This is a genomic window from Bosea sp. BIWAKO-01, from assembly GCF_001748145.1.
Taxonomy (GTDB): Bacteria; Pseudomonadota; Alphaproteobacteria; order Rhizobiales; family Beijerinckiaceae; genus Allobosea.
In genome coordinates, this window is record NZ_BCQA01000001.1 from 1,096,778 (window position 1) to 1,118,591 (window position 21,814).

Annotated in this window: 19 protein-coding genes and 1 tRNA gene; 11 read left to right on the plus strand and 9 right to left on the minus strand. The window is 65.1% G+C overall.

The window, feature by feature from the left end; translation table 11 throughout:
* The first annotated feature begins 7 nt into the window (after window positions 1-7).
* Complete coding sequence (locus tag BIWAKO_RS05025; protein WP_069877602.1) at window positions 8-1,999, plus strand: acetyl/propionyl/methylcrotonyl-CoA carboxylase subunit alpha; 1,992 nt, start codon at window positions 8-10, stop codon at window positions 1,997-1,999.
* A gap of 112 nt (window positions 2,000-2,111) precedes the next feature.
* Here BIWAKO_RS05025 and BIWAKO_RS05030 read toward each other — a convergent pair whose 3' ends face one another.
* Window positions 2,112-2,684 carry a hypothetical protein gene (locus BIWAKO_RS05030; RefSeq protein ID WP_069877603.1) on the minus strand — a complete coding sequence of 191 codons (573 nt, stop codon included), beginning with the start codon at window positions 2,682-2,684 and terminating at the stop codon, window positions 2,112-2,114.
* A 262-nt stretch (window positions 2,685-2,946) separates the two neighbouring features.
* On the opposite strand from BIWAKO_RS05030, the gene BIWAKO_RS05035 reads away from it, so the two are divergent.
* The 7 genes from BIWAKO_RS05035 (at window position 2,947) to fabI (ending at window position 13,262) form a co-directional block, all read left to right on the plus strand.
* Entirely contained in the window at window positions 2,947-5,247 is a 2,301-nt protein-coding gene (locus BIWAKO_RS05035; RefSeq protein ID WP_069877604.1) for a DUF3141 domain-containing protein, read from the plus strand.
* An 8-nt stretch (window positions 5,248-5,255) separates the two neighbouring features.
* Window positions 5,256-6,230: a phosphate acetyltransferase gene (locus BIWAKO_RS05040; protein WP_069877605.1), complete on the plus strand. Its 975-nt coding sequence runs from the start codon at window positions 5,256-5,258 to the stop codon at window positions 6,228-6,230.
* A gap of 3 nt (window positions 6,231-6,233) precedes the next feature.
* Entirely contained in the window at window positions 6,234-7,448 is a 1,215-nt protein-coding gene (locus tag BIWAKO_RS05045) for an acetate/propionate family kinase (protein ID WP_069877606.1), read from the plus strand.
* A 62-nt stretch (window positions 7,449-7,510) separates the two neighbouring features.
* Window positions 7,511-8,557 carry an HlyD family secretion protein gene (locus BIWAKO_RS05050; RefSeq protein ID WP_244523362.1) on the plus strand — a complete coding sequence of 349 codons (1,047 nt, stop codon included), beginning with the start codon at window positions 7,511-7,513 and terminating at the stop codon, window positions 8,555-8,557.
* Window positions 8,557-11,295: a ribosome-associated ATPase/putative transporter RbbA gene (rbbA, locus tag BIWAKO_RS05055; RefSeq protein WP_069877608.1), complete on the plus strand. Its 2,739-nt coding sequence runs from the start codon at window positions 8,557-8,559 to the stop codon at window positions 11,293-11,295. The genes BIWAKO_RS05050 and rbbA overlap by 1 nt, the downstream gene beginning before the upstream one ends.
* A gap of 1 nt (window position 11,296) precedes the next feature.
* Window positions 11,297-12,481, plus strand: coding sequence for an ABC transporter permease (locus BIWAKO_RS05060; RefSeq protein ID WP_069877609.1), 1,185 nt, complete (start codon window positions 11,297-11,299; stop codon window positions 12,479-12,481).
* A 4-nt stretch (window positions 12,482-12,485) separates the two neighbouring features.
* Entirely contained in the window at window positions 12,486-13,262 is a 777-nt protein-coding gene (gene fabI, locus BIWAKO_RS05065) for an enoyl-ACP reductase FabI (protein WP_069877610.1), read from the plus strand.
* Window positions 13,263-13,444: 182 nt separating this feature from the next.
* Here the strand turns inward: fabI and BIWAKO_RS05070 are convergent, their stop codons facing one another.
* Both BIWAKO_RS05070 and BIWAKO_RS35875 read right to left on the minus strand, forming a co-directional pair.
* Entirely contained in the window at window positions 13,445-14,683 is a 1,239-nt protein-coding gene (locus BIWAKO_RS05070) for an MFS transporter (protein WP_069877611.1), read from the minus strand.
* 195 nt (window positions 14,684-14,878) lie between these two features.
* The gene (locus tag BIWAKO_RS35875) at window positions 14,879-15,037 is read right to left on the minus strand and encodes a hypothetical protein (protein WP_176733265.1); all 159 of its coding nucleotides are present in this window, start codon (window positions 15,035-15,037) and stop codon (window positions 14,879-14,881) included.
* 193 nt (window positions 15,038-15,230) lie between these two features.
* On the opposite strand from BIWAKO_RS35875, the gene BIWAKO_RS05080 reads away from it, so the two are divergent.
* Window positions 15,231-16,481, plus strand: a complete 1,251-nt coding sequence (locus tag BIWAKO_RS05080; protein WP_069882184.1) for an MgtC/SapB family protein — start codon at window positions 15,231-15,233, stop codon at window positions 16,479-16,481.
* 76 nt (window positions 16,482-16,557) lie between these two features.
* Here BIWAKO_RS05080 and BIWAKO_RS05085 read toward each other — a convergent pair whose 3' ends face one another.
* A complete protein-coding gene (locus BIWAKO_RS05085; protein WP_141739988.1) occupies window positions 16,558-16,971 on the minus strand; it encodes a hypothetical protein in 414 nt (137 codons plus the stop codon).
* A 296-nt stretch (window positions 16,972-17,267) separates the two neighbouring features.
* The gene (locus BIWAKO_RS05090; RefSeq protein WP_141739989.1) at window positions 17,268-17,465 is read right to left on the minus strand and encodes a hypothetical protein; all 198 of its coding nucleotides are present in this window, start codon (window positions 17,463-17,465) and stop codon (window positions 17,268-17,270) included.
* Between the two features lie 299 nt (window positions 17,466-17,764).
* Between BIWAKO_RS05090 and BIWAKO_RS35245 the strand changes: the two genes are divergently transcribed.
* The gene (locus BIWAKO_RS35245; RefSeq protein WP_141739990.1) at window positions 17,765-17,977 is read left to right on the plus strand and encodes a hypothetical protein; all 213 of its coding nucleotides are present in this window, start codon (window positions 17,765-17,767) and stop codon (window positions 17,975-17,977) included.
* A gap of 102 nt (window positions 17,978-18,079) precedes the next feature.
* Here the strand turns inward: BIWAKO_RS35245 and BIWAKO_RS05100 are convergent, their stop codons facing one another.
* Entirely contained in the window at window positions 18,080-18,364 is a 285-nt protein-coding gene (locus BIWAKO_RS05100) for a hypothetical protein (RefSeq protein ID WP_069877616.1), read from the minus strand.
* A 332-nt stretch (window positions 18,365-18,696) separates the two neighbouring features.
* Here BIWAKO_RS05100 and BIWAKO_RS36325 point away from each other — a divergent pair, with 332 nt between their 5' ends.
* Window positions 18,697-19,119: a hypothetical protein gene (locus tag BIWAKO_RS36325; RefSeq protein ID WP_074471510.1), complete on the plus strand. Its 423-nt coding sequence runs from the start codon at window positions 18,697-18,699 to the stop codon at window positions 19,117-19,119.
* Between the two features lie 487 nt (window positions 19,120-19,606).
* Here BIWAKO_RS36325 and BIWAKO_RS05105 read toward each other — a convergent pair.
* From BIWAKO_RS05105 to BIWAKO_RS05115, 3 genes are all read right to left on the minus strand, one after another.
* Window positions 19,607-19,682: transfer RNA gene (locus tag BIWAKO_RS05105), tRNA-Thr, on the minus strand.
* 69 nt (window positions 19,683-19,751) lie between these two features.
* On the minus strand, window positions 19,752-20,699 hold the full coding sequence (locus BIWAKO_RS05110) for a prephenate/arogenate dehydrogenase family protein (RefSeq protein ID WP_069877617.1): 948 nt from the start codon (window positions 20,697-20,699) through the stop codon (window positions 19,752-19,754).
* Window positions 20,699-21,805, minus strand: a complete 1,107-nt coding sequence (locus tag BIWAKO_RS05115) for a pyridoxal phosphate-dependent aminotransferase (protein ID WP_069877618.1) — start codon at window positions 21,803-21,805, stop codon at window positions 20,699-20,701. Before BIWAKO_RS05115 ends, BIWAKO_RS05110 begins: the two co-directional genes overlap by 1 nt.
* Window positions 21,806-21,814: the final 9 nt, after the last annotated feature.

Here is a 21,814-nt window from a genome sequence, read left to right on the forward strand (position 1 = left end):
CCGCGCCATGTTCGAGAGCATCCTGATCGCCAATCGCGGCGAGATCGCCTGCCGCATCATCAAGACCTGCCGCCGTCTCGGCATCCGCGCCATTGCGGTCCATTCGGACGCGGACCGCGACGCGCTGCATGTGCGCCTCGCAGACGAGGCCATCGCCATCGGCCCGGCCCCCGCCCGCGACAGCTATCTGAGAGCCGAGCGGATCATCGAGGCTGCGCTGGCGACGGGCGCCCAGGCGATCCATCCCGGCTATGGCTTTCTCTCGGAACGGCTCGACCTGATCGCAGCCTGCGAAAAGGCAGGCGTCACCTTCATCGGCCCTTCGGCCGCCGCCATCGACGCCATGGGCGACAAGATCCGCTCCAAGCAGATCGCGCGCGAGGCCGGCGTGCCGGGCGTGCCCGGATATGACGGGGCCGACCAGTCCCGCGACGTGCTGAAGCGGGAAGCATTGCGCATCGGCCTGCCCGTCATGGTCAAGGCCTCTGCCGGTGGCGGCGGCAAAGGCATCCGCAAGGTCGAACGGGAGGAGGATCTCGATGCGGCCATCTCCGCAGCGGGCAGCGAGGCACAGGCCGCATTCGGAGACGGGCGCCTGCTGATCGAGAAATTCGTGACGCGCCCGCGCCATGTCGAGGTCCAGGTCGCCGGCGACAGGCACGGCGCCATCGTCCATCTCTTCGAGCGAGATTGCTCGGTGCAGCGCTCCAACCAGAAACTGATCGAGGAAGCGCCAGCCCCGAACCTGCGGGATGAGACACGCGCAGCCCTGCATTACTACGCCTTGAGATTGTCGCGCGCGATTTCCTACGACAATCTCGGGACCGTCGAATTCCTCGTCGATGCCGTGACGCAGGAGGTGTTCTTCCTTGAGATGAACACGCGCCTGCAGGTCGAGCACCCGGTCACCGAAGCGATCACCGGGCTCGATCTGGTGGAATGGCAGATCCGCATCGCAGCAGGCGAGCCCCTGCCGCTGGCCCAGGGTGAGATCCGCTGCTCAGGCCACGCCATCGAAGCCAGGCTGACGGCCGAGCGCGCGGACCAGGGCTTCCGGCCCGATACGGGCGTGATCAGGCTGTGGCGGGAACCGCTGGCGGCGCGCGTCGACAGCGGCATTGCAGCCGGCAGCGAGGTTACGCCGCATTACGATTCCCTGCTCGCCAAGGTCATCGCCCATGCGCCCGATCGCACGAGCGCGGCCCAGCGGCTCGCCAGAGGGCTGGATGGGATGGTGGTGCTCGGGCCGGCGACCACCCGCGCGTTCCTGGCGGATGCCCTGAGGACACCGAGCTTCACGAAGGGCGAGGCCACGACCCTGTTCCTGAGCGAGAATTTTCCGGGAGGCTGGAAGCCGCAAGCCGTACCGCAAGACCTGCTCAATGCCGTGGCCGCAGCCCTCTGGCTCACGGCGCGCGGGGCCGAGCCGGACGGCACGCCATGGCGTGCGCTCAAGGGCTTTCGCCTGCTCGCGCCTGCCGGAAGGCCAGCGACGACGCATCTGGCCATCGGAGCCGGTGCAGGCGCGGCGCGGCTCGCCATCGAAACCCATGATGGCTTCCTGCGTGTCGCGTCAGCAGGTGGCCAACATGATATCGCGCTCCGCCGCGGTGGCTCGGACGCCGAGTGGGTGGTAGCCATGAGCGGGGCGAGCCAGATGGCATACGCCGTCTGCGACACCCAGGGTCTGCTCCTGCGCCTCGGCGGCTTCGAAGGCCGGATCGAAATCGCGCTTGCGATCGAGGCAGCGGCAGCGCGCCGCGATGCGGGCGGCGATTCCGGCAACACCGTGCGGGCACCGATGCCAGGAACACTTGCGGCGTTGCATGTCGGCGCCGGCGACACCGTCGAGGCCGGGCAGATCGTGGCCGTGCTGGAATCGATGAAGCTCTTCATGGAGTTGAAGAGCCCCGCCGGCGGAACGGTTCAACGGATCGGACCGCGGGCCGGATCGACGGTGGCAGCCGGCGACATTCTGGTCGCTATCGAACCGGTCTGAGCGCAAGCCGCCTCGCGTATCGGCCCGAACAGTGGATTGCAGCCCTCGGGAAGGCCGATGCAAACACAGAAAGTCAGGTCTTCGAATCGGACGGGAGATGCAGTGCGATGGTCTAGGTGCCCGCCGCCTTCGTCGGTGCGGGCGTCTTCCTCACCGTGACCCGCGCCGCGGCAAGGCGCCGATAAAGCGTCCGCCGGCGAAGCATGGGCAACCAGTCGTAGAGGAACATCTCGGCCGGCCTCCAGATCACGACCCAGCCGATGATCACGAAGCTCTCCTGAAGCACGCGCGCGAACGGCCCTTCGATACGCTCCGACAGCCACCAGCCGATGAAGAGACAGGCGCTCAGGACGATGAGGCCGATCAGGAAGGCCAAGCGACCGTCCCGGAACAGCTGCCGCATCGCCTTTGTCTCAGATCGCGCGCGTCCGTCGAACCAATTGCCGATGGCCGCGCCTAGATCGGGCGCAGCCCCGCCGTCCGCTGCGATGTCGATGACGATTTCAATGGCGCGATCCTTCGGTAGCTCCTCGGCCCATTCGACGATGTACTGCTCGGCATCCGCCGACAGGTCGCGCTGGCGGAAGGGAAACGGATCGAGCGTGTTGAACAACTGCGCGCCATCGATCAGGCTCAGTTCGATCGTGCTCGCGTTGTGCAAGCCCCGAACTGCATTGTCAGCCATCAGTCACCGCCATTCCCATGATCGCCCCAACACCTCCGCCGAACCGCATGTCGAATACCGGCCGAAGTTATCGCATCCTGCCCTGAATATCCTGCCGACGAGCCGGCTTGATTGAAGTCAATTCCCCGCACCGGCGAATACCGCATATGACAAGCACCTCTTGCATAGGTTGCGCGGGCGTCTCAGTCTGGTGATATTGCAGTGCAAAAGATCATCGTGAAGTTTCTGACGTATCGGCCCCCGGCCATATGAGGACAACGATATGGTGAGCGCATATTCCGCGACGTCGCCCGGCGCTGCGGCTGCGACGGCCCATTCCGGCTCCGATCTCGCCGCGTATCTGGTCGACGCCGCCCAGCGCAACGTGCTGATGCTCGATGTGTTGCGCCGGCGGGGCGACAATTACCTCGACCATCTGGCGATGGCGGCTCCCAATGTCCTCGGATTTGACTTCGAGATCGTCATGAGCGGCCGTAGCCTGCCCCGCCCGGTCAATTACGGCCTGGTCCGGATCATTGCGCCCGAAGGCGTCGTCACGGACGAGTCCTCGCGCCCCTTCATCGTCGTCGATCCGCGTGCCGGCCATGGGCCGGGCATTGGCGGCATGAAACCCGACAGCGAGATCGGCGCAGCGCTCGCTGCCGGACATCCCTGCTATTTCATCGGCTTCCTGCCCGATCCGGTGAGAGGCCAGACGATCGAGGATGTCGGCTGCGCCGAGGCCGCCTTCATCGAGGCCGTCACCAGGCGTCATCCCGGCTATTCCGGCAAGCCTTGCGTCATCGGCAACTGCCAGGCCGGCTGGGCCGTGCTCGGGCTCGCCGCCGCCCGGCCCGAGCTGATGGGGCCGATCATGGCCGCAGGCGCGCCGCTGGCTTATTGGAACGGCAAGGACGGCCTCAACCCGATGCGCTATTCCGGCGGCATGCTCGGTGGCTCCTGGCTTACCTCGCTGACCGGCGACCTTGGCGCCGGTATCTTCGACGGCGCTTATCTCGTTCAGAATTTCGAGAACCTGAACCCGGCCAACACGTGGTGGAGCAAGCTCTACGATGTCTGGTCGAAGGTCGATACCGAGGCCGACCGCTTTCTCTCCTTCGAGAAATGGTGGGGCGGACACGTGCTGCTCAACCGCGAGGAGATCGAGTTCATCGTCGAACAGCTCTTCGTCGGCAACAAGCTGACCAAGGGGGACGTGACGCTCTCTTCCGGCAAGCGGATCGACCTGCGCGAAGTCACCTCGCCGATCGTCGTGTTCTGTTCCTGGGGCGACAACATCACGCCGCCGCAGCAGGCGCTCGGCTGGATCACAGATCTTTATGGAAGCGACCTCGCGCTGATCGCAGCCGAGCAGACGATCGTCTACTCCATCCACCCGCAGGCCGGACATCTCGGCGTCTTCGTTTCAAGTTCCGTGGCGAAGAAGGAGCATACCGAGCTCACCGAGAACATGGATCTGATCGACATCCTGCCGCCGGGGCTCTGGCAAGCGGTTATCACACCGCGCGAGCCCGGCCAGGACTACGCGGATCTGGTGACCGGCAACAATATCCTGCGCTTCGAGGCGCGCAGCCTCGATGACATTCGCGCCCTGGGGCTGAACACGGCGGAGGATGACCGCCGGTTCGCGACAGTCGCCAAGGTCTCCGAGATCAATGCGAGTTTCTACAAGACCTGGTTGCGCCCATTCGTGCAGGCTGCTGCCACGGCGCCCGCTGCAGAGCTGGAACGCCGGCTCAACCCGCTCCGCTCACAGTTCGAGATCTTTTCGCACAACAACCCGTTCATGCGCGGCGTCAGCGGCTGGGCGGAACTCGTACGGGAACACCGCCGGCCCGCGGCCCCGGACAATCCATTCCTGGCCTGGCAGGAGATCATCTCGCAGAACATCGTCGCCTCGCTCGACCTGTTCCGCGACATCCGGGATTCCACGACCGAACTCGTCTTCAAACAGATCTACGGCGCGCCTGGCTTGCAAGCGGGGCTCGGCGTCACCGACGAGACGGCGCGCCCTCAACCGGCCGATCGCGAGCGCGGCGTCGCAGCGCTCGAAGCAGGCCGTTCCGACCTGGCTCAACGCGTCGGCCGCGTCAGCGCCAAGATCGCGATCCTGCGGGCGGTGATGTACGTCCTGGCGGCGCGCGGCGGCATCGACGAACGGATCTTTGCCGTCCTGCGTCGCCTGCACGGCAAGCATCAAAAGCTCGACGGCATGACGCTCCAGCAGTTCAAGCTCAACGTCCGCGAACAGTTCTTCATGCTGCGCTTCGACGGCGAAGCGGCGGTCGCAGCGATCGCCACAGTGTTGCAAACCGAGCCCCCCCATATTTCGCTCGAGGAATTTCACGACATTCTGACCGCTGCAGGGCCTCTCGAAGGCGAAGCGCTTGCCCGTTTCGAGCGGATCGGCAGGATGTTTCCCGCCCCGTCGCCGGCACGTGAGCTGCACGAGACCGCGAGCAATCTGCACCGCCTGCCAAGCCAGACGGCCGTGCAAGAGCGAGCAGTCCTCGACACCCCGTCGAAGGCAGCGCCCCGCCGCAGATCATCACCGAGGAAGTGAGGCGCAGAATGGTTCAGCCTTCCCAATCCGCCTCAGACCCCAAGTCAGGCGATGCGCGCGGCAAATACGAGCGCCTGATCGCCACGGCGCGGGCGCTTCCGCCGGTCGCGACGGCCGTCGCCCATCCCTGTGACGAGTCTTCCCTGAAAGGCGCCCTCGACGCCTCGGCGCTGGGCCTGATCAAACCCATCCTGGTCGGTCCGACCGCGCGGATCATCGCGACCGCAAAGGAGAATGGGCTCGACATCGCGGGTTTCGAGATCGTCGATACGCCCCATAGCCATGCGTCCGCCGCCAAGGCGGTCGAACTCGTGCATTCAGGCAAGGCGGCCTTGCTGATGAAGGGCAGCCTGCACAGCGACGAATTGCTGGCCGAGGTCACGAACAAGGAGACCGGCCTGCGTACGGGCCGGCGGGTCAGCCATGTCTTCATCATGGATGTGCCGTCCTATGCCGAGCCGCTCTTCATCACCGACGCGGCCGTGAACATCTTTCCCGATCTCGACGCCAAGCGCGACATCATCCAGAACGCCATCGATCTGCATGTCGGGCTCGGCCTGGGGGCGCCGAGGGTCGCCATCCTCTCGGCGGTGGAGACCGTGACCACCAAGATCCCGAGTACGATCGAGGCGGCAGCGCTCTGCAAGATGGCCGATCGCGGCCAGATCACCGGAGGCCTGCTCGATGGTCCGCTGGCGCTGGACAATGCGATCAGCCCGGAGGCAGCCAGCATCAAGGGCATCGTCTCGCCGGTCGCAGGCCGCGCGCAGATCCTGGTGGTGCCCGACCTCGAAGCCGGCAACATGCTGGCGAAGAACCTGACCTTCCTGTCCGGGGCCGATGCCGCCGGGATCGTGCTCGGCGCGCGCGTGCCGATCATCCTGACCAGCCGCGCCGACAATGTCCGGACCCGCCTCGCCTCCTGCGCCGTTGCCGGGCTCTATGCCCATGCGTTGCTGCAGGCCAAGCCAATCGGAGCCTAGCCGGTGAACGAGGTCCTGTTCGTCGTCAATGCCGGCAGCTCGAGCATCAAGTTCAAGCTCTATCGCGTCGCCGGCGATGATATCGAGTTGATGATCGGCGGCGCCGTGGACGGAATCGGAACCCGTCCACGGCTCAAGGCAAAAGGCCATGACGGCACGCTGCTGATCGAGCGCAGCTTCACTGTCGCGGAGGTTGCGAACTCGGCGCAAGCGCAGCAGGTCGTTGCCGACTGGGTCACCGGCGAGATCCGGGACATGGTGATCATCGGCATCGGCCATCGCGTCGTCCACGGCGGCCCGGTCTATTCGGCGCCGGTGCTGGTCGACGACGCGGTCATGAAGACGCTCGAAACCTTCATCCCGCTCGCACCACTGCACCAGCTCAGCAATCTCGACCCGATCCGCGTGCTGCGCCAACGCCGGCCCGACCTGCCGCAGGTCGCCTGCTTCGACACGGCCTTCCATCGCGGCCATCCCGAACTCTCAGACCGCTTCGCCCTGCCGCGTGCGCTCTATGACGAGGGCGTCCGGCGCTACGGCTTCCATGGCCTGTCCTATGAATATGTTTCTCAGGCACTATACGGCATCGCACCGGAAATTGCGGACAAGCGGGTGATCATCGCCCATCTCGGCTCCGGGTCTTCCGTCTGCGCCTTGCAGGGCGGCCGCAGCATCGAGACGACGATGGGCTTCACCGCGCTCGACGGACTGCCAATGGGAACGCGCTCGGGCTCGCTCGATCCCGGTGTCGTCCTGCATCTGATCGAGCAGAAGGGCATGAGCCCGGCCGCAGTCGGCCATATGCTCTATCAGGAAAGTGGCCTGCTCGGCCTGTCCGGCATCAGCAACGATGTGCGCGAGTTGCTCGACAGCGAGAGGCCTGAGGCGGCAATGGCGATCGACTTCTTTAGCCTGCGTGTCGCGCAAGCCATCGCCAGCCTGTCCGTCACGCTCGGTGGCATCGACGGCATCGTCTTCACGGCCGGCGTCGGCGAGAACGCCTGGCAGGTCAGACAGAACGTGGTGGATCGCCTGCACTGGGCAGGACAGTCGCTCAAGGCCGAGGCCAACCGGCGCAACGACGTGCGTATCGATGCCGAACGCAGCCGGACGCCAATTTTCGTCGTCGCGACAGACGAAGAACGCATGATCGCGCGGCACACGCTGCGGCTGCTCCGAACCTCCGGAGTGGCTGGGCGAGAGCCCGCCCGGTCATAACGCAGGATCAGGCAGCAGCCGGTTCTCGCCGCAAGCGCAACCGCCGAGCTCGGAGAATGATGATGATAGTGGTCCGTCTACCCGCAGCGACAGCCCTGGCGGTGGCGCTCCTGACCTTCGGCAGCGTGCTCGCCCCGGTCTCGCGCGACGTCTCTATCACGGCGCCGGCCCAGGCCCAGTCGAAGATCCAGGCGTTCCTGCAGCGTTTGCGAAGCGGCTCGCTGCCCAGCGGGATCGCCAAATCGAACGGCCGGATCGAGGCGACGCAGATCGATATCTCCGCAAAATATGCGGGCCGCCTGTCGCAGGTGCTCGTCAACGAGGGCGACGACGTCACTGCCGGGCAGGTGGTCGCGCGCATTTCGTCACCGGAATATGAAGCCCAGCTTCGCGGCGCCCAATCACAGGTTCTCAAGGCCAAGCATGGGCTTGCGGAAGCCAATGCGCTGATCGTCCAGCGCAAAAGCGAGATCACGCTCAGCCAGGCCGAGCTCGAGCGCGGACAGCAGCTCGTCGACAAGGGCTATCTGACCCGGCAGACTTTCGACCAGCGCGTCGCCAAGGCGGATACCGCCAAGGCCGCGCTCGTTGCGGCCGAGGCCCAGCGCGACCAGGCGCAGTTCGCGATCAAGAGCGCCGAAGCCGAGGTCGACCGGATCGAGGCCGTTCTCGTCGACATGACGCTCGTCGCGCCCCGCAGCGGACGGGTTCAGTACCAGCTCGCACGCGCGGGCGAGGTCGTCGGCGCAGGCGCGCGCATCCTGACGCTGCTCGATCTCAGCGATGTCTACATGACGATCTATCTCCCGGCCGCACAGGCCGGGCTGCTCGCCCTTGGCGACGAAGCCCGGATCACCGTCGATCCGCTGCCCCAATATGTCATCCCGGCCAATGTCGGCTTCGTCGCGGCGGACGCCCAGTTCACGCCGAAGAGCGTCGAGACGGCCGCTGAGCGGGAGAAACTGATGTTCCGCGTCAAGCTGCAGATCGATCCGCGCGTCCTGAAGAAATATCACCGCCAGGCCAAGACCGGAGTGCGCGGCATGGGCTTCGTCCGGACCAGCCCGTCGATCCAGTGGCCCGAAGATCTGACCGTGAAGCTCCCCTGATGAACGACGGCGTCATTGCCAAGGTCGAGCATGTCTCGCACCGTTATGGCAAAACGGTTGCGCTCGACGATGTCTCGATCGAGTTCCCCTCCCGGCGCATGGTGGGGGTGATCGGTCCCGACGGCGTCGGCAAATCCGCGTTGCTCGCCCTGATTGCCGGCGTCAGGGAAATCCAGACCGGACATGTCACGGTCTTCGGTGGCGACATGGCCGACAAGGCCCATCGTGAGAGGCAGGGCGCCCGCATCGCCTATATGCCGCAGGGCCTCGGCCGCAATCTCTACCCGACGCTGAGCGTCTTCGAGAATATCGACTTCCATGGCCGGCTCTTCGGCCAGGGCGAAGCCGAGCGCAGGCGGCGGATCGACGAATTGCTCAAGGCCACGGGCCTCGATCCGTTCGAAGACCGCCCGGCGGGCAAGCTGTCGGGCGGCATGAAGCAGAAGCTCAGCCTGTGCTGCGCCCTGATCCATGACCCGGACCTCCTCATCCTCGACGAGCCGACAACCGGCGTCGATCCGCTGTCGCGGGGCCAGTTCTGGGACCTGATCAACACGATCCGCAGCCGCCGGCCGCAAATGAGCGTGATCGTCGCCACCGCCTATATGGACGAGGCCGAACGCTTCGACTGGCTTGCCGCCATGGATGACGGCAAGGTGATCGCGTCGGGTCCGATCTCCGAAATCCTGGCGAAGACTAGCCAGACATCGCTCGAAGCCGCCTTCATCGCGCTGCTCCCGGAGGCGAAGCGGGCGCAGCACCGGGAGGTGATCGTGCGCCCGCGTCCGGCCAGCGACAGCGCCGTGCCGGCAATCGAGGCCGAAGGGCTGACCCGTCGCTTCGGCGATTTCACGGCCGTCGACCATGTCAGTTTCCGGATCGAGCGCGGCGAAATCTTCGGCTTTCTCGGCTCGAACGGCTGCGGCAAATCGACGACGATGAAGATGCTCACCGGCCTGCTGCCGGCGACCGAAGGCTGGGCCAAGCTGTTCGGCAAGCCGATGGGCTCCAACGACATGGAGACGCGCCGGAATGTCGGCTACATGTCGCAAGCCTTCTCGCTCTATACCGAGCTCACGGTCCGGCAGAACCTCGAACTCCACGCAAAGCTCTATCACCTGCCGAACGATGAGATCGAAGGTCGCATCGCGGAGCTGCTCGAGCGCTTCGACCTCGGGGATGTGGTGGACTCGCGGCCCGACAGCCTGCCCCTCGGCATCAAGCAGCGCCTGCAGCTTGCGGTCGCCGTACTCCATCGGCCAGCCATGCTCATTCTCGATGAGCCGACCTCCGGCGTCGACCCGATTGCGCGCGACGCCTTCTGGCGCACGCTGATCGATCTCTCGCGCGATGACGGCGTGACGATTTTCCTCTCGACCCATTTCATGAACGAGGCCGAGCGCTGCGACCGCATCTCCCTGATGCATGCCGGCAAGGTGCTCGCAGTCGGCACGCCGGAGGAACTGGTCAGGGAACGCGGCAGTTCCTCACTGGAGGACACCTTCGTCGACTATCTCGCCGAAGCCGCAGGGATCGACCGCGAAGCGAAACCGGAGGCGCCTGATCCGAACGCCGCACTCCCGCCGCCGGAACCCATCCGGCCGCCGCGCCGCTTCGACCCGAAGCGACTCTGGGCGTATTCGCGGCGCGAGACGATGGAACTGCTGCGCGATCCGATCCGGCTCGCCTTCGCCTTCCTCGGCCCGCTCGTCCTGATGATCGCGTTCGGCTTCGGCATCTCCTTCGATGTCGAAAACCTGCGCTTCTCGGCGCTCGACCAGGACAATACCCCCGAAAGCCGCCAGTTGATCGAGGCCTTTTCCGGCTCGCGCTATTTCGACGAGCGCGCACCGATCAGGACGGCCGGCGAACTCGACCAGCGACTGCGAAGCGGCGAGTTGCAGCTTGCCATCGAGATTCCGCCAGGCTTCGGGCGCGACCTGCAATCGGGCAGGAAGCCGGAGGTCGCGGTCTGGCTCGATGGCGCCATGCCGTTCCGCGCCGAGACGACCAAGGGCTACGTCACCGGGCTCGCCGCGCAATACGCCAAGGAGTGGCTCGCCCAGAACAACGCCGGCACGAGCGCGGCCAGTCTCGTCAATGTCGAGACCCGATTCCGCTACAATCAGGCCTTCAAGAGCGTCAATGCGATGGTGCCGAGCGTGATCATGCTGATGCTGATCCTGATCCCGGCCATCATGTCGGCCATTGCGGTGGTGAGGGAGAAGGAAACCGGCTCGATCGCCAATTTCCAGTCGACGCCGATCACCAAGTTCGAATTCCTGTTCGGCAAGCAGCTGCCCTATATCGCGATCGCGATGATCAGCTTCGTGCTGCTGGTGCTGCTTGCGATCCTGCTTTTCGGCGTGCCGATCAAGGGTTCGATCGCGATGCTGGTCCTGGGCACCCTGCTCTATGTGATCGCGACGACGGGCTTCGGCCAGCTGATTTCGACTTTCACCCGGACGCAGGTCTCCGCCGTCTTCGCCACGGCGATCCTGTCGATCATACCGGCGGTGAATTTCTCGGGCCTGCTCGTTCCGGTCGCCTCGCTCTCCGGCGGGGCGCGGATGATCGGGCTCGGCTTCCCGACGGCCTGGTATCAGCCGGTCAGCGTCGGCGCCTTCACAAAGGGGCTGGGTTTCGACGACCTGTCGTTCAACCTCGTCATGCTCGCTGGCTTCGCAGTCCTCTTCCTCGTCGTCTCGCAGCTTCTCCTGCGCAAACAGGAGCTCTGAGATGTCGCCGGAGAGAACCAGCGCCACGACGGAACCAGCGCAGCAAGGGCCAACGGGCCTTCGGCTGCATCTGGCCAATATCTACCAGCTCGTCATCAAGGAACTGCGCAGCATCCGGGCTGACCCGGTCATGCTGATCCTCGTGGTCTATGCCTTCAGCATCGCCGTCTACACGGTCGCGACCGGCGCCTCGACCGAAGCGAAGAACCTGACCGTGGGCATCGTCGACGAGGACCGCTCGGACCTCTCGCGTCAGATCCAGAACGCGCTGAACCCGCCGCTGTTCAAGAGCGCAGTGACGATCAGCGCACGCGAGATCGACGAGGAGATGGATCACGGCCGGCTGGTCTTCGTGCTGGAGATCCCGCCCTCCTTCCAAGCCGATCTTCTCTCCGGCCGGCGGGCATCCGTGCAGCTCAATGTCGATGCCACCGCGATGACCCAGGCCGGAAACGGCTCGGTCTATATCCAGTCGATCATCGCGCAGGAGGTGACGAATTTCCTGGCCGGCCGGGAAACCGTGACCAGCGCTCCCATCAATGTCGTCATCCGCTCCAAGTTCAATCCGAACTTGAACTCGGCCTGGTTCACCTCGGTGATGCAGGTGATCAACAATGTCACGCTGTTGACGGTGATCCTGACCGGCGCAGCGCTGATCCGCGAGCGCGAACAGGGCACGGTCGAACATCTGCTGGTGATGCCGGTCGTGCCCGCCGAGATCATGCTGGCGAAGATCATCGCCAACGGCCTGGTCATCCTGGTCGCGGCCGGGCTGTCGCTCGCGGTTGTCGTGCAATGGTGGCTGCAGGTGCCGATCGCCGGCTCGCTGACGCTCTTCCTGGCGGGTGCGGCGCTCTACGCCTTCACGGTCGCAGCGCTCGGCATCATGCTCGGCACGCTCGCGACCTCGATGGGCCAGTTCGGGCTGCTCGCCATTCCGATCCTGGTGATCATGCAGCTCCTGTCGGGTTCGAGCACGCCGATGGAGAGCATGCCCGTCTGGCTGCAATATGTGATGCAGATCATCAGTCCGACGCCGCATTTCGTGGCGTTCTCGCAGGCCGTGCTCTATCGCGGCGCGGGCCTCTCCGTGGTCTGGCTGCAGCTCGTCGCGCTCGTCGTCATCGGCAGCGTGTATTTCACCTATGCGCTCAGCCGTTTCCGCCGCGTGATCTTCGGAGACTAGTCAGATGGGCACGATCGACGACATCGTCCGCGGCAAGAAGGGCCTGATCGTCGGCATCGCCAACGAGGACAGCATCGCCTTCGGCTGCGGTCGGGTCCTGCACCGGCTCGGCGCGGAACTGGCCATAACCTATCTGAACGCCAAGGCCGAGAAATGGGTGCGCCCGCTCGCGGAGGAACTCGGCAGCCCGATCATCATGCCGCTCGATGTCGAGATGCCCGGGCAGCTCGACGCCGTGTTCGAGGACATCACCAGGCGCTGGGGCAAGCTCGACTTCGTCATCCACTCGATCGCGTTTGCGCCGCGCGACGACCTGCATGGCCGGGTTGTCGATGTGACGCGGGACGGCTTCGAGCAGGCGATGCGCGTCTCCTGCTATTCGCTGATCGAGATGGCCCGCAACGCCGAGCCGCTGATGAACTCGGGCGGCACGATCCTGACCATGAGCTATTACGGCGCCGAGAAGGTGCTCGACAATTACAACATCATGGGACCGGTGAAGGCCGCACTCGAGAGCACCACGCGCTATCTCGCCCATGAACTCGGCCAGAAGGGCATCCGCTTGCATGCGCTTTCGCCCGGCCCGCTGAAGACGCGCGCCGCCGGCGGCATCGCCGGCTTCGACGAGCTTCTGTCCCAGGCTGCGGCGCGGGCGCCACAAGGGCGCGTCGTCACCATCGACGAGGTCGGGCAGGTTGCCGCTTTCCTGATCAGCGATGCCGCCACCGGCATGACCGGCAATACGATCTATGTCGATGCCGGCTATCACATCATGGGTTAGGTCATCGGCTTTCCCGAAAGCCGCAATCCGCTTTTCGGGCCGATGATTCTTTGTGTTTGCATCGGCTTTTCCGAAAACCGCAATCCGCTTTTCGGGCCGATGTTTCTTTGTGTTTGCATCGGCTTTCCCGAAAACCGCAATCCACTTTTCGGGCCGATGCCTGGCGCGGCCTGCCGTTCGCCTCAGGCGGGGACGGCGCGCGGCGTTCCGTCCGGATCCGTCGCTTCCGGCTCCTGCGAGATCGGGGCCGTCAATGGGTCGATGATCTCGAAGGGACGCTCGACCCGGACAGGCGGTGCCTTGACCAGCACGCGCAGGCCGGAGACCGCGGCGAGCAGGATGGTCGCGGCCGCCATGAAATAGAGCAACCCGCCGATATCGAAGCGCGACATGACGGCGGCCCCGAGCATCGGCCCCAGCGCCGAGCCGAAGCCGCTGACGAGGATCAGCCTGCCACTGACGGCAACGACGCGGTCGGCGGGCATGCGATCGAGCGCATGGGCGACGCAGACCGGGTAGAGCGTCGACATGAAGCCGCCGAGCACCGCCGCGACAGGCAGCACCGCTGTAAGCTTCGGGGGCAGCATGACGAGCAGCAGGGCCGCCGCCGCGAAGCCGAGCGCAAGGCCGGCCAGAACCAGCCGCCGATCGCCGCGATCCGACAGGCGCCCGACCGGAACCTGAAGCGCGAGGCCGCCCAGCACCGCGACCAGCATGAACAGCGCGATCGTCTGCTGAGGCACGCCATTGCTCAGCATCCAGGCCGGGACGAGCGCGTAAAAGGCACTGCTGATCATGCCACTGATGACGCAGCCGACGACGGCCACCGGCGCCTGCCGGGTCAACTCGCCATAGCGCAGCGTCGCCTCCGGTGCGATCCCCGGCGCCTCGGCGCGCGTCGTGCTGACCATCACCAAGGCAAGCGCAAAGAGCACTGCGATGATGTTGAAGGGCGTCATGGAGTGAATGGCGAGTTTGCCGATCAGCAACTGGCCGAGAGCCAGCGCCAGGAACGTGCCGACCATGTAGATCGAGAACACCCGGCCGCGCTGATCCGTCTGCGCCTTGGCGTTCAGCCAGCTTTCCGTCGTGATGAACAGGCCGACGCAGCCCATGCCGATGGCAGCGCGGCAGGCGATCCAGGCCCATGGCGAGACAAGAAGCGGCATCACGCCAGTCGCGACCACCACCATGCCCGCGAATGCGGCATAGGCGCGGATATGGCCGATGCGCTGGATCACCTGCCCGGACCCGACCGCCCCGATGGTGAAGCCGATGAAATAGGCGCTGAGCACGATGCCGTTCAGCGTGGAGCCGAAATCCTCGAGCGTCAGCCGCAGCGACAGGAAGGTGTTGAAGAAGCCGTTCGCGAGCTGAACGAGGCTCGTCGCGGCGATGAGAGTTCCGATCTGCACGAGCATCGGCCAGAGCCCTTTCGCTAGCGGCCGAGAGATGCCGGCCAGAGTGTCGCGCCCCGCAGGATCGCGACATCCGCCCCGAAGATTCTTCGGGCGGTCAGGGGTGGCTAGCGTGAGAATGTGGGCTGAGTGCGTCGCAACACGAACTCGGGCGCCTGCCGGTTCACGACAGGCGAGCAGCAGGACTGTCGCCCGGTATCAGTCGTCCTGCCTCAACTCCCAGGCGAGCATGGCGTCATGGATCGCGTCGAGTTCCTCTTCCTTCGCCCGGCAATCCGGCCTGGTGCGCAACTCCTCCAGGCGCTCGCAGGCGCAAGCGTAATCCTCTTCCGAGTAGATAATGACCAGCCGTTTCATGACCAACTCACCAAGCATAAGACGGGCCAGGCCGCCCGCGATGACGACATGGGCCGGTCTAAAGACCGCCTGCATGACCTGCAGATGACAACCGCCGGTTCCGCCCGGAATGCGCCCCGGGCGCTATCCGAACCGGCCGCTTCCGATATGCTCAGCGAACGATCGCCACGCCCGAGCCAAGCCGCAGACCGATATGGATGAACACGCCCTCCTGAGCCGCCTCGCCGTTTCCCTCGCCATCGGGCTCCTGGTCGGTCTCGAACGTGGCTGGCGCTCGCGCGACGAGGATGACCATCAGCGTGCCGCGGGCCTGCGCACCTTCGCGTTGTCCGGGCTGCTCGGCGGCGTGACCGGGGCCATAGGCCAGCAGCTCGGCGGCATCGCGATCGGCCTGGTCTTTCTCGGATACAGTGCGGCCTTCGGCGCCTTCCACTGGCTGGAGGCCCGCGCCGAGCAGAATGTCAGTGCGACCTCGGTCATCGCCGGGATGCTGACCTTCATGCTGGGCACGCTCGCGGTGGTCGGCGACCTCAATGCCGCGATTGCAGGCGCAGTCGCGATGACCGTGCTGCTGGCCTTGCGCGAACAGCTGCACCGGTGGGTCGCCTCGCTGAGCTGGCAGGAAATCCGCTCGGTCCTGACCTTGCTCGCCATGTCCTTCCTGCTGCTGCCGATCCTGCCGAACCGGCCGATCGACCCATGGGGATCGATCAACCCCTATTCGATCTGGCTGCTCGCCATCCTGATCGCGGCCGTGTCCTTCGGCGGCTATGTGGCGGTCCGGGTCTTCGGGGACCGGCTCGGCGTAATCATGGCAGCAATCGCCGGCGGCCTCGCCTCCTCGACCGCGACGACGCTCACCCTGGCCGGGCTCGCGCGCCAGCACTCGGATTCCGGCCGCCTGCTCAGTGCCGGCATCCTGGTCGCTGGCGTGGTGATGGTCCTGCGCGTCGCCGTGGTCGCCATGGTGCTGAACCCGGTCCTGATACCGCTCCTTGCACTGCCGCTCGCCTGCGCCGGCGGTGTCCTTGCGGCAGGCGCCGGCCTCATGCTGATCAACACTGGAGGCTCCTCCGAGCGCCCCGAGCTGAAGATCTCGAATCCGCTGGAACTTGGCTCCGCTCTGAAGATGGCGGCGTTCATCGCGGTGGTGATGCTCGCCGCACGCCTGCTGCAGCAGCATTTCGGCGATGCGGGCGTGCTTGCCACGGCCGCTCTATCCGGCATTGCGGATGTCGATGCCGTCGTGATCTCGATGTCGCGCATGGCGTTCGGCGTCATCGACCCGACGCTCGCGGGCCGTGCGATCCTGCTCGCGACAGGCGTCAACACGTTGATCAAGGCCGGGCTCGCCGCGTCGACGGGCGGCATGGCCCTTGGCCTGCGAGTCGGCTGCGTAAGCGGCCCCGCCGTCGCGGCAGGGCTCCTGGCGGCATTACGATAGGTCGCGCCTTCCAGCGGGGCGCGGCGCGCAGTTCGTTCGGGCTCCCGCCGGGTTCAACGGCCTCCCTTCGGCAGCCTCACGGCACGACATGGCCCCGCGCACGCTTGCCATTGGACAACCGGCATGAGCATCCGGACCTGACATACGCCGCGCTCTTCAGCACGCAGATCCGGCTCGATGTCTGGCAGTGCCGGCCTGTTGCCCTGGCCGCGCGGCGATCGACGAGACCATATCCGGCCCCGGTGCCGGCGTTGCCCCGCGGCTGTGTGCCGCCATAGCCGATCGGGGGGCCCGCGCCCGGGATCCCGCCGCCGCTCGAATGCAATCGGATATCCGGCACACTGTCGCTGAGTGAGGGCGGCCCAAGACCTTGCCTGGGGCCACCGGGTGTGAGCGGCGCATTCCCTGGCGTGCCGATCTGCGCCCCGGCCGGCGCTGCCAGAACAAGGGAGAGCATGAAGGACAAAGCTGCGGTGAACCTGCGCGTCATGGTGAGGCCTCCCGGAACAACCAGCATTTGCGCGGCCTGGAGGGACTGTTTCTCCACAGCCCTCGCGCTCCAGCCGAGATCACACCTGTTGCAGCCCCGAGTCGAGTCGCGAGTGCGGCCGCCGCCGGCGACCGCCGCTCGTCATTGACCGAGGCTACAGGCGATCTGTGGCTACGGTGGGCAAGCGGACTGACGCGGCATGACGTCATCAAGCGGCTCGCGCGAGACACAGCAAGGTCAGAGATCGGGGATTGAACCAGGGAAAGCAACATTGCGTACCCTGGCCGGGCCGCAATCTAGCGCGGTTGGGCTCCCCGAGCCTTTCCCTGCTGGCTGCCGAGCTGCACGACGATCAGATCGAGCCTGCCATCGGGGGAGACGCGGATCACCGTGCCGTCTTCGTTCAGGATATAGGCTGAGAAGCCCGCCTTACGCGCGCGCTCGACCTCCCTGTGCCGGAACTGTTCAAGCTTCTCGTCATAGGTGGGGCTCATGGCGCGCTCCGACATTCGTCAGTGCGTAAAAGGCTACGCGCCCTGGGCGGCCGAATATGTGACAAACGTCACTTAAGGTGACGCAGGGTTTCCCAAATGAGGCGGCTGGCTTCACGACGGCAGGCTGACATGACGCTGCACCGTCCCCGGCCGTGGCTCTCATGCCGGATTATGACACCGCTGATTGGGCATGGCTTGCGGCGCGCAACCTGCAGCGGGCGGCACTATTCGGCGTTTTCGCTGAGAGGCCGCCTTGCCGTATAGCTCTCCCCATCGAATCGCCAGTGACGGAAGAGATGATGTCTAAACTCTGCAAGTTCACTTCGCCCTCGGACGGAAAGCCCGTCTACGTCAATCCCGCGCAGGTCAGCGTGGTCTACACGTTCAAGGGTACCCCGCCGGATACCATCATCGGCTTCCGCAAGGACTTCATGCTCGGCGTGAAGGAGAGCCTGGAAGAGGTGGTCGAGATTCTCGACAGAGCGACGGCCAAGGAGACGGCTGGCAGCTAGATCTGCAAGGCACGGGAGCGGCCGATCGATGGCCGGGCCGCTCGGGCCCTCACGGCCCGAGCGGGAGCATCTCGGCCTTGGCTCGGATTGAGCTTATCCTGATCAGGACAACCGCCTGTCGCGGATGTCGAAAATGCGCTCGCATATCCCGAGATACTCGGCGAGCAGCTTTTGCAGTGGGGTCTGGGGCCGGAAGGCCCGCATGTCCTGCTCGAAATCGACCTGCTCGACCCAGGCCGCGATCGCCTCATCGGCGGCGTGCACTTGCTCCTCGGTCGGGACATCGGCGGGTGGCTCGCCTCGCTCTTCCGCGAGCTTCAACGCGATCGTCTGCCGCAATTCCTGCTCCAGCTTAATGAGCGGCTCGAGTTCGTCGACATAGGACATGAAATCTACTCCTGCAGGTGCGGCGACCACCTGCCACCTCTGCAACGAAAATCTAGACGAGGCGGCCATTTTCTCCGAAGGACGCGCCCATGCCGGCGGACGCAAGCGTCAGCAGCAAAAGCACCGCTTCCTGCATCATTGGCTGCATGTAGCAACTGGATGTCGGCGGCCTGGGCATTGCTAGACACTCATCCTCAGTTGGCTCCGCATTATGGCGATGGAGGAGCCAAAGAAGAAGATGCAGCCCCCCGCAGGAACTCATGAAGGGCGCCCCTCACGGCGCTTACCTAACGTCTGGCAAAAATGGGCGCGAATGCTATCTTGGCGCCGGGATGACGGAAGAGACTCGGCGGCAGGTGATCACGATGAATCAGGCATTGTTAGCGGCAGTTGCCGTCATTGGCATCAGTGGTACAGCCACCGCCCAAACTTGCCCCTATGATTCCCGGTGCCTCAACAATCCGTACGGAGCCGGCAACCCATACGATCCGGACAGCGTGAACAACCCCTATGGCCGCTATGGCTCGCCCTACAGCAACGAGTCAGCAAAGAACCCTTACGCAACAAACGCGCCGAAGCTCTACGACGACAACGGTAACTATCGAGGTCGCCTCAGCGCGAATCCATATGATCCAGACAGCACGAGCAATCCTTACGGACGATACGGCAGCCGGTACTCATCTGACAGCATCAACAACCCCTACGGGGCAGGGAATCCGTATGGCCGACCGCTAACCGTTGTGCCCCAGAAGTGACTACTTGACTTATTGGCCGCAGAGAATTGGTTCGAGCCTAGGAGCCCTGGGCTCTTGGCCTCGCGCGCCGGATACCTGCACCGTGAACTGTTGGGGTGGATGCGCCCTCCGGCCGGCACCGTAAGGTGCCAGCGAGCGCCATCAAGGCGCGTTCGAAGGAGGAGCCGACGTCCGACGTCCATGTTTTGGCGATCGATCTCGCCAAGCGTAACTTCCAGGTCTGCGCGACGGCTCGAGGCGGGGCGGTTTTAGTCAACCGCAGGGTGTCGCGCGCCGATGTGGCCCCCATCCCTCGAACTGCATACCGGCCACGTGGCGGATGGCCAGGATCAAACGCCTGACACACGACCGACAGAAGTGCCTGGCTGCAAGATCTGTCAGAAGAATCCTCTTGCAAAACCGGGGGCATCCACCCACGCCCTTTTGTACCAAGGGGCGGCTTCAGCTCGAAATTAGCGAGGAAAATCAACAACCTCAACAGGTTGGATGGTGCCGCAAGAGGGATTCGAACCCCCGACCCCCTCATTACGAATGAGGTGCTCTACCAGCTGAGCTATTGCGGCGACGGGAGGGGCTCTAACAGCCCGGCCCAATCTTGGCAAGACGGACGGAGCAGAACATGCCCCGTCTTCTCACGTTTTGCGCAGCTTTTCCGTTTCCGGCTTTTCCTGGCCGAGCGCGACGATGCCACGGCGGATGGCACGAGTGCGGGTGAAATGCTTGTGCAGGGTCTCGCCATCGCCGAAGCGAATGGCGCGGGTCAGGACCGAAAGATCCTCGCTGAAGCGCCCCAGCATCTCCAGAACCGCTTCCTTGTTGTGCAGGAAGACGTCGCGCCACATCGTCGGGTCGGAGGCCGCAATGCGGGTGAAATCGCGAAAACCGCCGGCCGAGAACTTGATCACCTCGGACTGGGTCACCGCCTCGAGATCCTCTGCCGTGCCGACGATGTTGTAGGCGATGAGGTGTGGCAGATGGCTGGTGACGGCGAGCACGAGATCATGATGCTGCGCGCTCATCTCCTCGACGAGAGCGCCCGTGCCCTCCCAGAAATGGCGAGTGCGCGAAACCGCGCCGTCATCGCTGCCGTCCGGCGGAGTGAGGATGCACCAGCGGTTCAGGAAGAGGCTGGCAAAGCCGGCGTCCGGGCCGGAATTCTCGGTGCCCGCGACCGGGTGGGCCGGGACGAAATGCACGCCCACTGGCAGATGCGGCGCGACAGCCTCGACAACCGCGTTCTTGACCGAGCCGACGTCGGAGACGATCGCGCCCGGCTTCAGGGCCGAAGCGATCTCGCCTGCGACCGCGCCGCAGGCGCCGACGGGCACGCACAGAATGACCAGATCGGCGCCCGACACGGCAGCCTGCACGGTCTCCGCCACCTCATGGCCGAGATCGAGCTCGCGGGCGCGGGCGCGCACGCCCTCGTCCCGGTCGCTCAGGACAATGCGCCCGGCGAGATTGAGATCCTTGGCCGCATGGGCGATCGAGGAGCCGATCAGCCCGATGCCGATGATCGCGAGGCGGCCGAAGATCGGCTCCTCGCGCCGCGGGGCGAAACTCTCGGTCGGCGCCGTCATCACTTGCCGGCCAGGAAGTCGCCGAGCGCCGCGACGACGAGACGGTTGGCCTCCTCGGAGCCGATCGTCATGCGCAGCGCGTCCGGCAGGCCATAGGCGGCGACGCTGCGCAGGATCAGCCCACGCTGGCTCAGGAAGGCGTCAGCCTCCTTCGCCGTCTTGCCGGAGGCTTTTGGGAAATGGATCAGGATGAAATTGCCCACCGACGGCGTGACGCTCAGGCCGAGCTTTTCCACCTCGGCCGTCGTCCAGGCGAGCCAGGTCTCGTTGTGCTGGAGCGCGGCCGCGACATGGGCCTCGTCGGCAATCGCAGCGGTGCCGGCCTCGATCGCCGCGCCGTTGACGTTGAACGGGCCGCGGACGCGGTTGAGCGCATCGATGACATGGGCGGGCCCGTAGAGCCAGCCGAGCCGCAGATTGGCGAGGCCGTAGATCTTCGAGAAGGTGCGCGCCATCACGACATTCTCGTTGGTCGCCACCAGTTCGAGCCCTGACGCATAATCGTTGCGGCGGACATATTCGGCATAGGCGGCATCGAGCACCAGCAGCACATCGGAGGGCAGGCCGGCATGCAGGCGCTTGACCTCCTCGAAGGGCAGATAGGTGCCGGTCGGGTTGTTGGGATTGGCGAGGAAGACGATCTTCGTCTTCGGCGTCACCGCCTTCAGGATCGCGTCGACATCGGCGGTGAGATTGGCCTCGGGCACGACCACGGGCTTGCCGCCGGCCGCCAGGATGGCGATGCGGTAGACGAGGAATCCGTGCTCGGTGAAGATGCCCTCGTCGTCGTCGCCGAGATAGGTCTTGGTGACGAGCTGCAGCAATTCGTCGGAGCCCGAACCGCACACCAGACGCGCGGGATCGAGACCATAGCGCGCCGCGATCGCCTCGCGCAGCTTGGTGGCGGAGCCGTCCGGATAGAGCTCGAGCTTGCCCTTGAGGCTGTCAAAGGCGGCAATCGCCTTCGGGCTCGGGCCAAGCGGGGTCTCATTCGAGGAGAGCTTATGCAGCTTCACCCCCGCCGGAGCAGTGGACTTGCCAGGCACATAGGCCTCGATATCGAGGACGCCGGGACGCGGAACAGGGCGGGAAGCAGGCGTGGCCATGGCTTGTGG

What these genes read in the sequence shown, in the direction of transcription:
- BIWAKO_RS05025 (WP_069877602.1), top strand. Translation starts at nt 8, where the DNA reads ATGTTCGAGAGCATCCTGATCGCCAATCGCGGCGAGATCGCCTGCCGC.
- BIWAKO_RS05030 (WP_069877603.1), bottom strand. Translation starts at nt 2,684, where the DNA reads ATGGCTGACAATGCAGTTCGGGGCTTGCACAACGCGAGCACGATCGAA.
- BIWAKO_RS05035 (WP_069877604.1), top strand. Translation starts at nt 2,947, where the DNA reads ATGGTGAGCGCATATTCCGCGACGTCGCCCGGCGCTGCGGCTGCGACG.
- BIWAKO_RS05040 (WP_069877605.1), top strand. Translation starts at nt 5,256, where the DNA reads ATGGTTCAGCCTTCCCAATCCGCCTCAGACCCCAAGTCAGGCGATGCG.
- BIWAKO_RS05050 (WP_244523362.1), top strand. Translation starts at nt 7,511, where the DNA reads ATGATAGTGGTCCGTCTACCCGCAGCGACAGCCCTGGCGGTGGCGCTC.
- rbbA (WP_069877608.1), top strand. Translation starts at nt 8,557, where the DNA reads ATGAACGACGGCGTCATTGCCAAGGTCGAGCATGTCTCGCACCGTTAT.
- BIWAKO_RS05060 (WP_069877609.1), top strand. Translation starts at nt 11,297, where the DNA reads ATGTCGCCGGAGAGAACCAGCGCCACGACGGAACCAGCGCAGCAAGGG.
- fabI (WP_069877610.1), top strand. Translation starts at nt 12,486, where the DNA reads ATGGGCACGATCGACGACATCGTCCGCGGCAAGAAGGGCCTGATCGTC.
- BIWAKO_RS05070 (WP_069877611.1), bottom strand. Translation starts at nt 14,683, where the DNA reads ATGCTCGTGCAGATCGGAACTCTCATCGCCGCGACGAGCCTCGTTCAG.
- BIWAKO_RS35875 (WP_176733265.1), bottom strand. Translation starts at nt 15,037, where the DNA reads ATGAAACGGCTGGTCATTATCTACTCGGAAGAGGATTACGCTTGCGCC.
- BIWAKO_RS05080 (WP_069882184.1), top strand. Translation starts at nt 15,231, where the DNA reads ATGGATGAACACGCCCTCCTGAGCCGCCTCGCCGTTTCCCTCGCCATC.
- BIWAKO_RS05085 (WP_141739988.1), bottom strand. Translation starts at nt 16,971, where the DNA reads ATGACGCGCAGGTTCACCGCAGCTTTGTCCTTCATGCTCTCCCTTGTT.
- BIWAKO_RS05090 (WP_141739989.1), bottom strand. Translation starts at nt 17,465, where the DNA reads ATGAGCCCCACCTATGACGAGAAGCTTGAACAGTTCCGGCACAGGGAG.
- BIWAKO_RS35245 (WP_141739990.1), top strand. Translation starts at nt 17,765, where the DNA reads ATGTCTAAACTCTGCAAGTTCACTTCGCCCTCGGACGGAAAGCCCGTC.
- BIWAKO_RS05100 (WP_069877616.1), bottom strand. Translation starts at nt 18,364, where the DNA reads ATGTCCTATGTCGACGAACTCGAGCCGCTCATTAAGCTGGAGCAGGAA.
- BIWAKO_RS36325 (WP_074471510.1), top strand. Translation starts at nt 18,697, where the DNA reads ATGACGGAAGAGACTCGGCGGCAGGTGATCACGATGAATCAGGCATTG.
- BIWAKO_RS05110 (WP_069877617.1), bottom strand. Translation starts at nt 20,699, where the DNA reads ATGACGGCGCCGACCGAGAGTTTCGCCCCGCGGCGCGAGGAGCCGATC.
- BIWAKO_RS05115 (WP_069877618.1), bottom strand. Translation starts at nt 21,805, where the DNA reads ATGGCCACGCCTGCTTCCCGCCCTGTTCCGCGTCCCGGCGTCCTCGAT.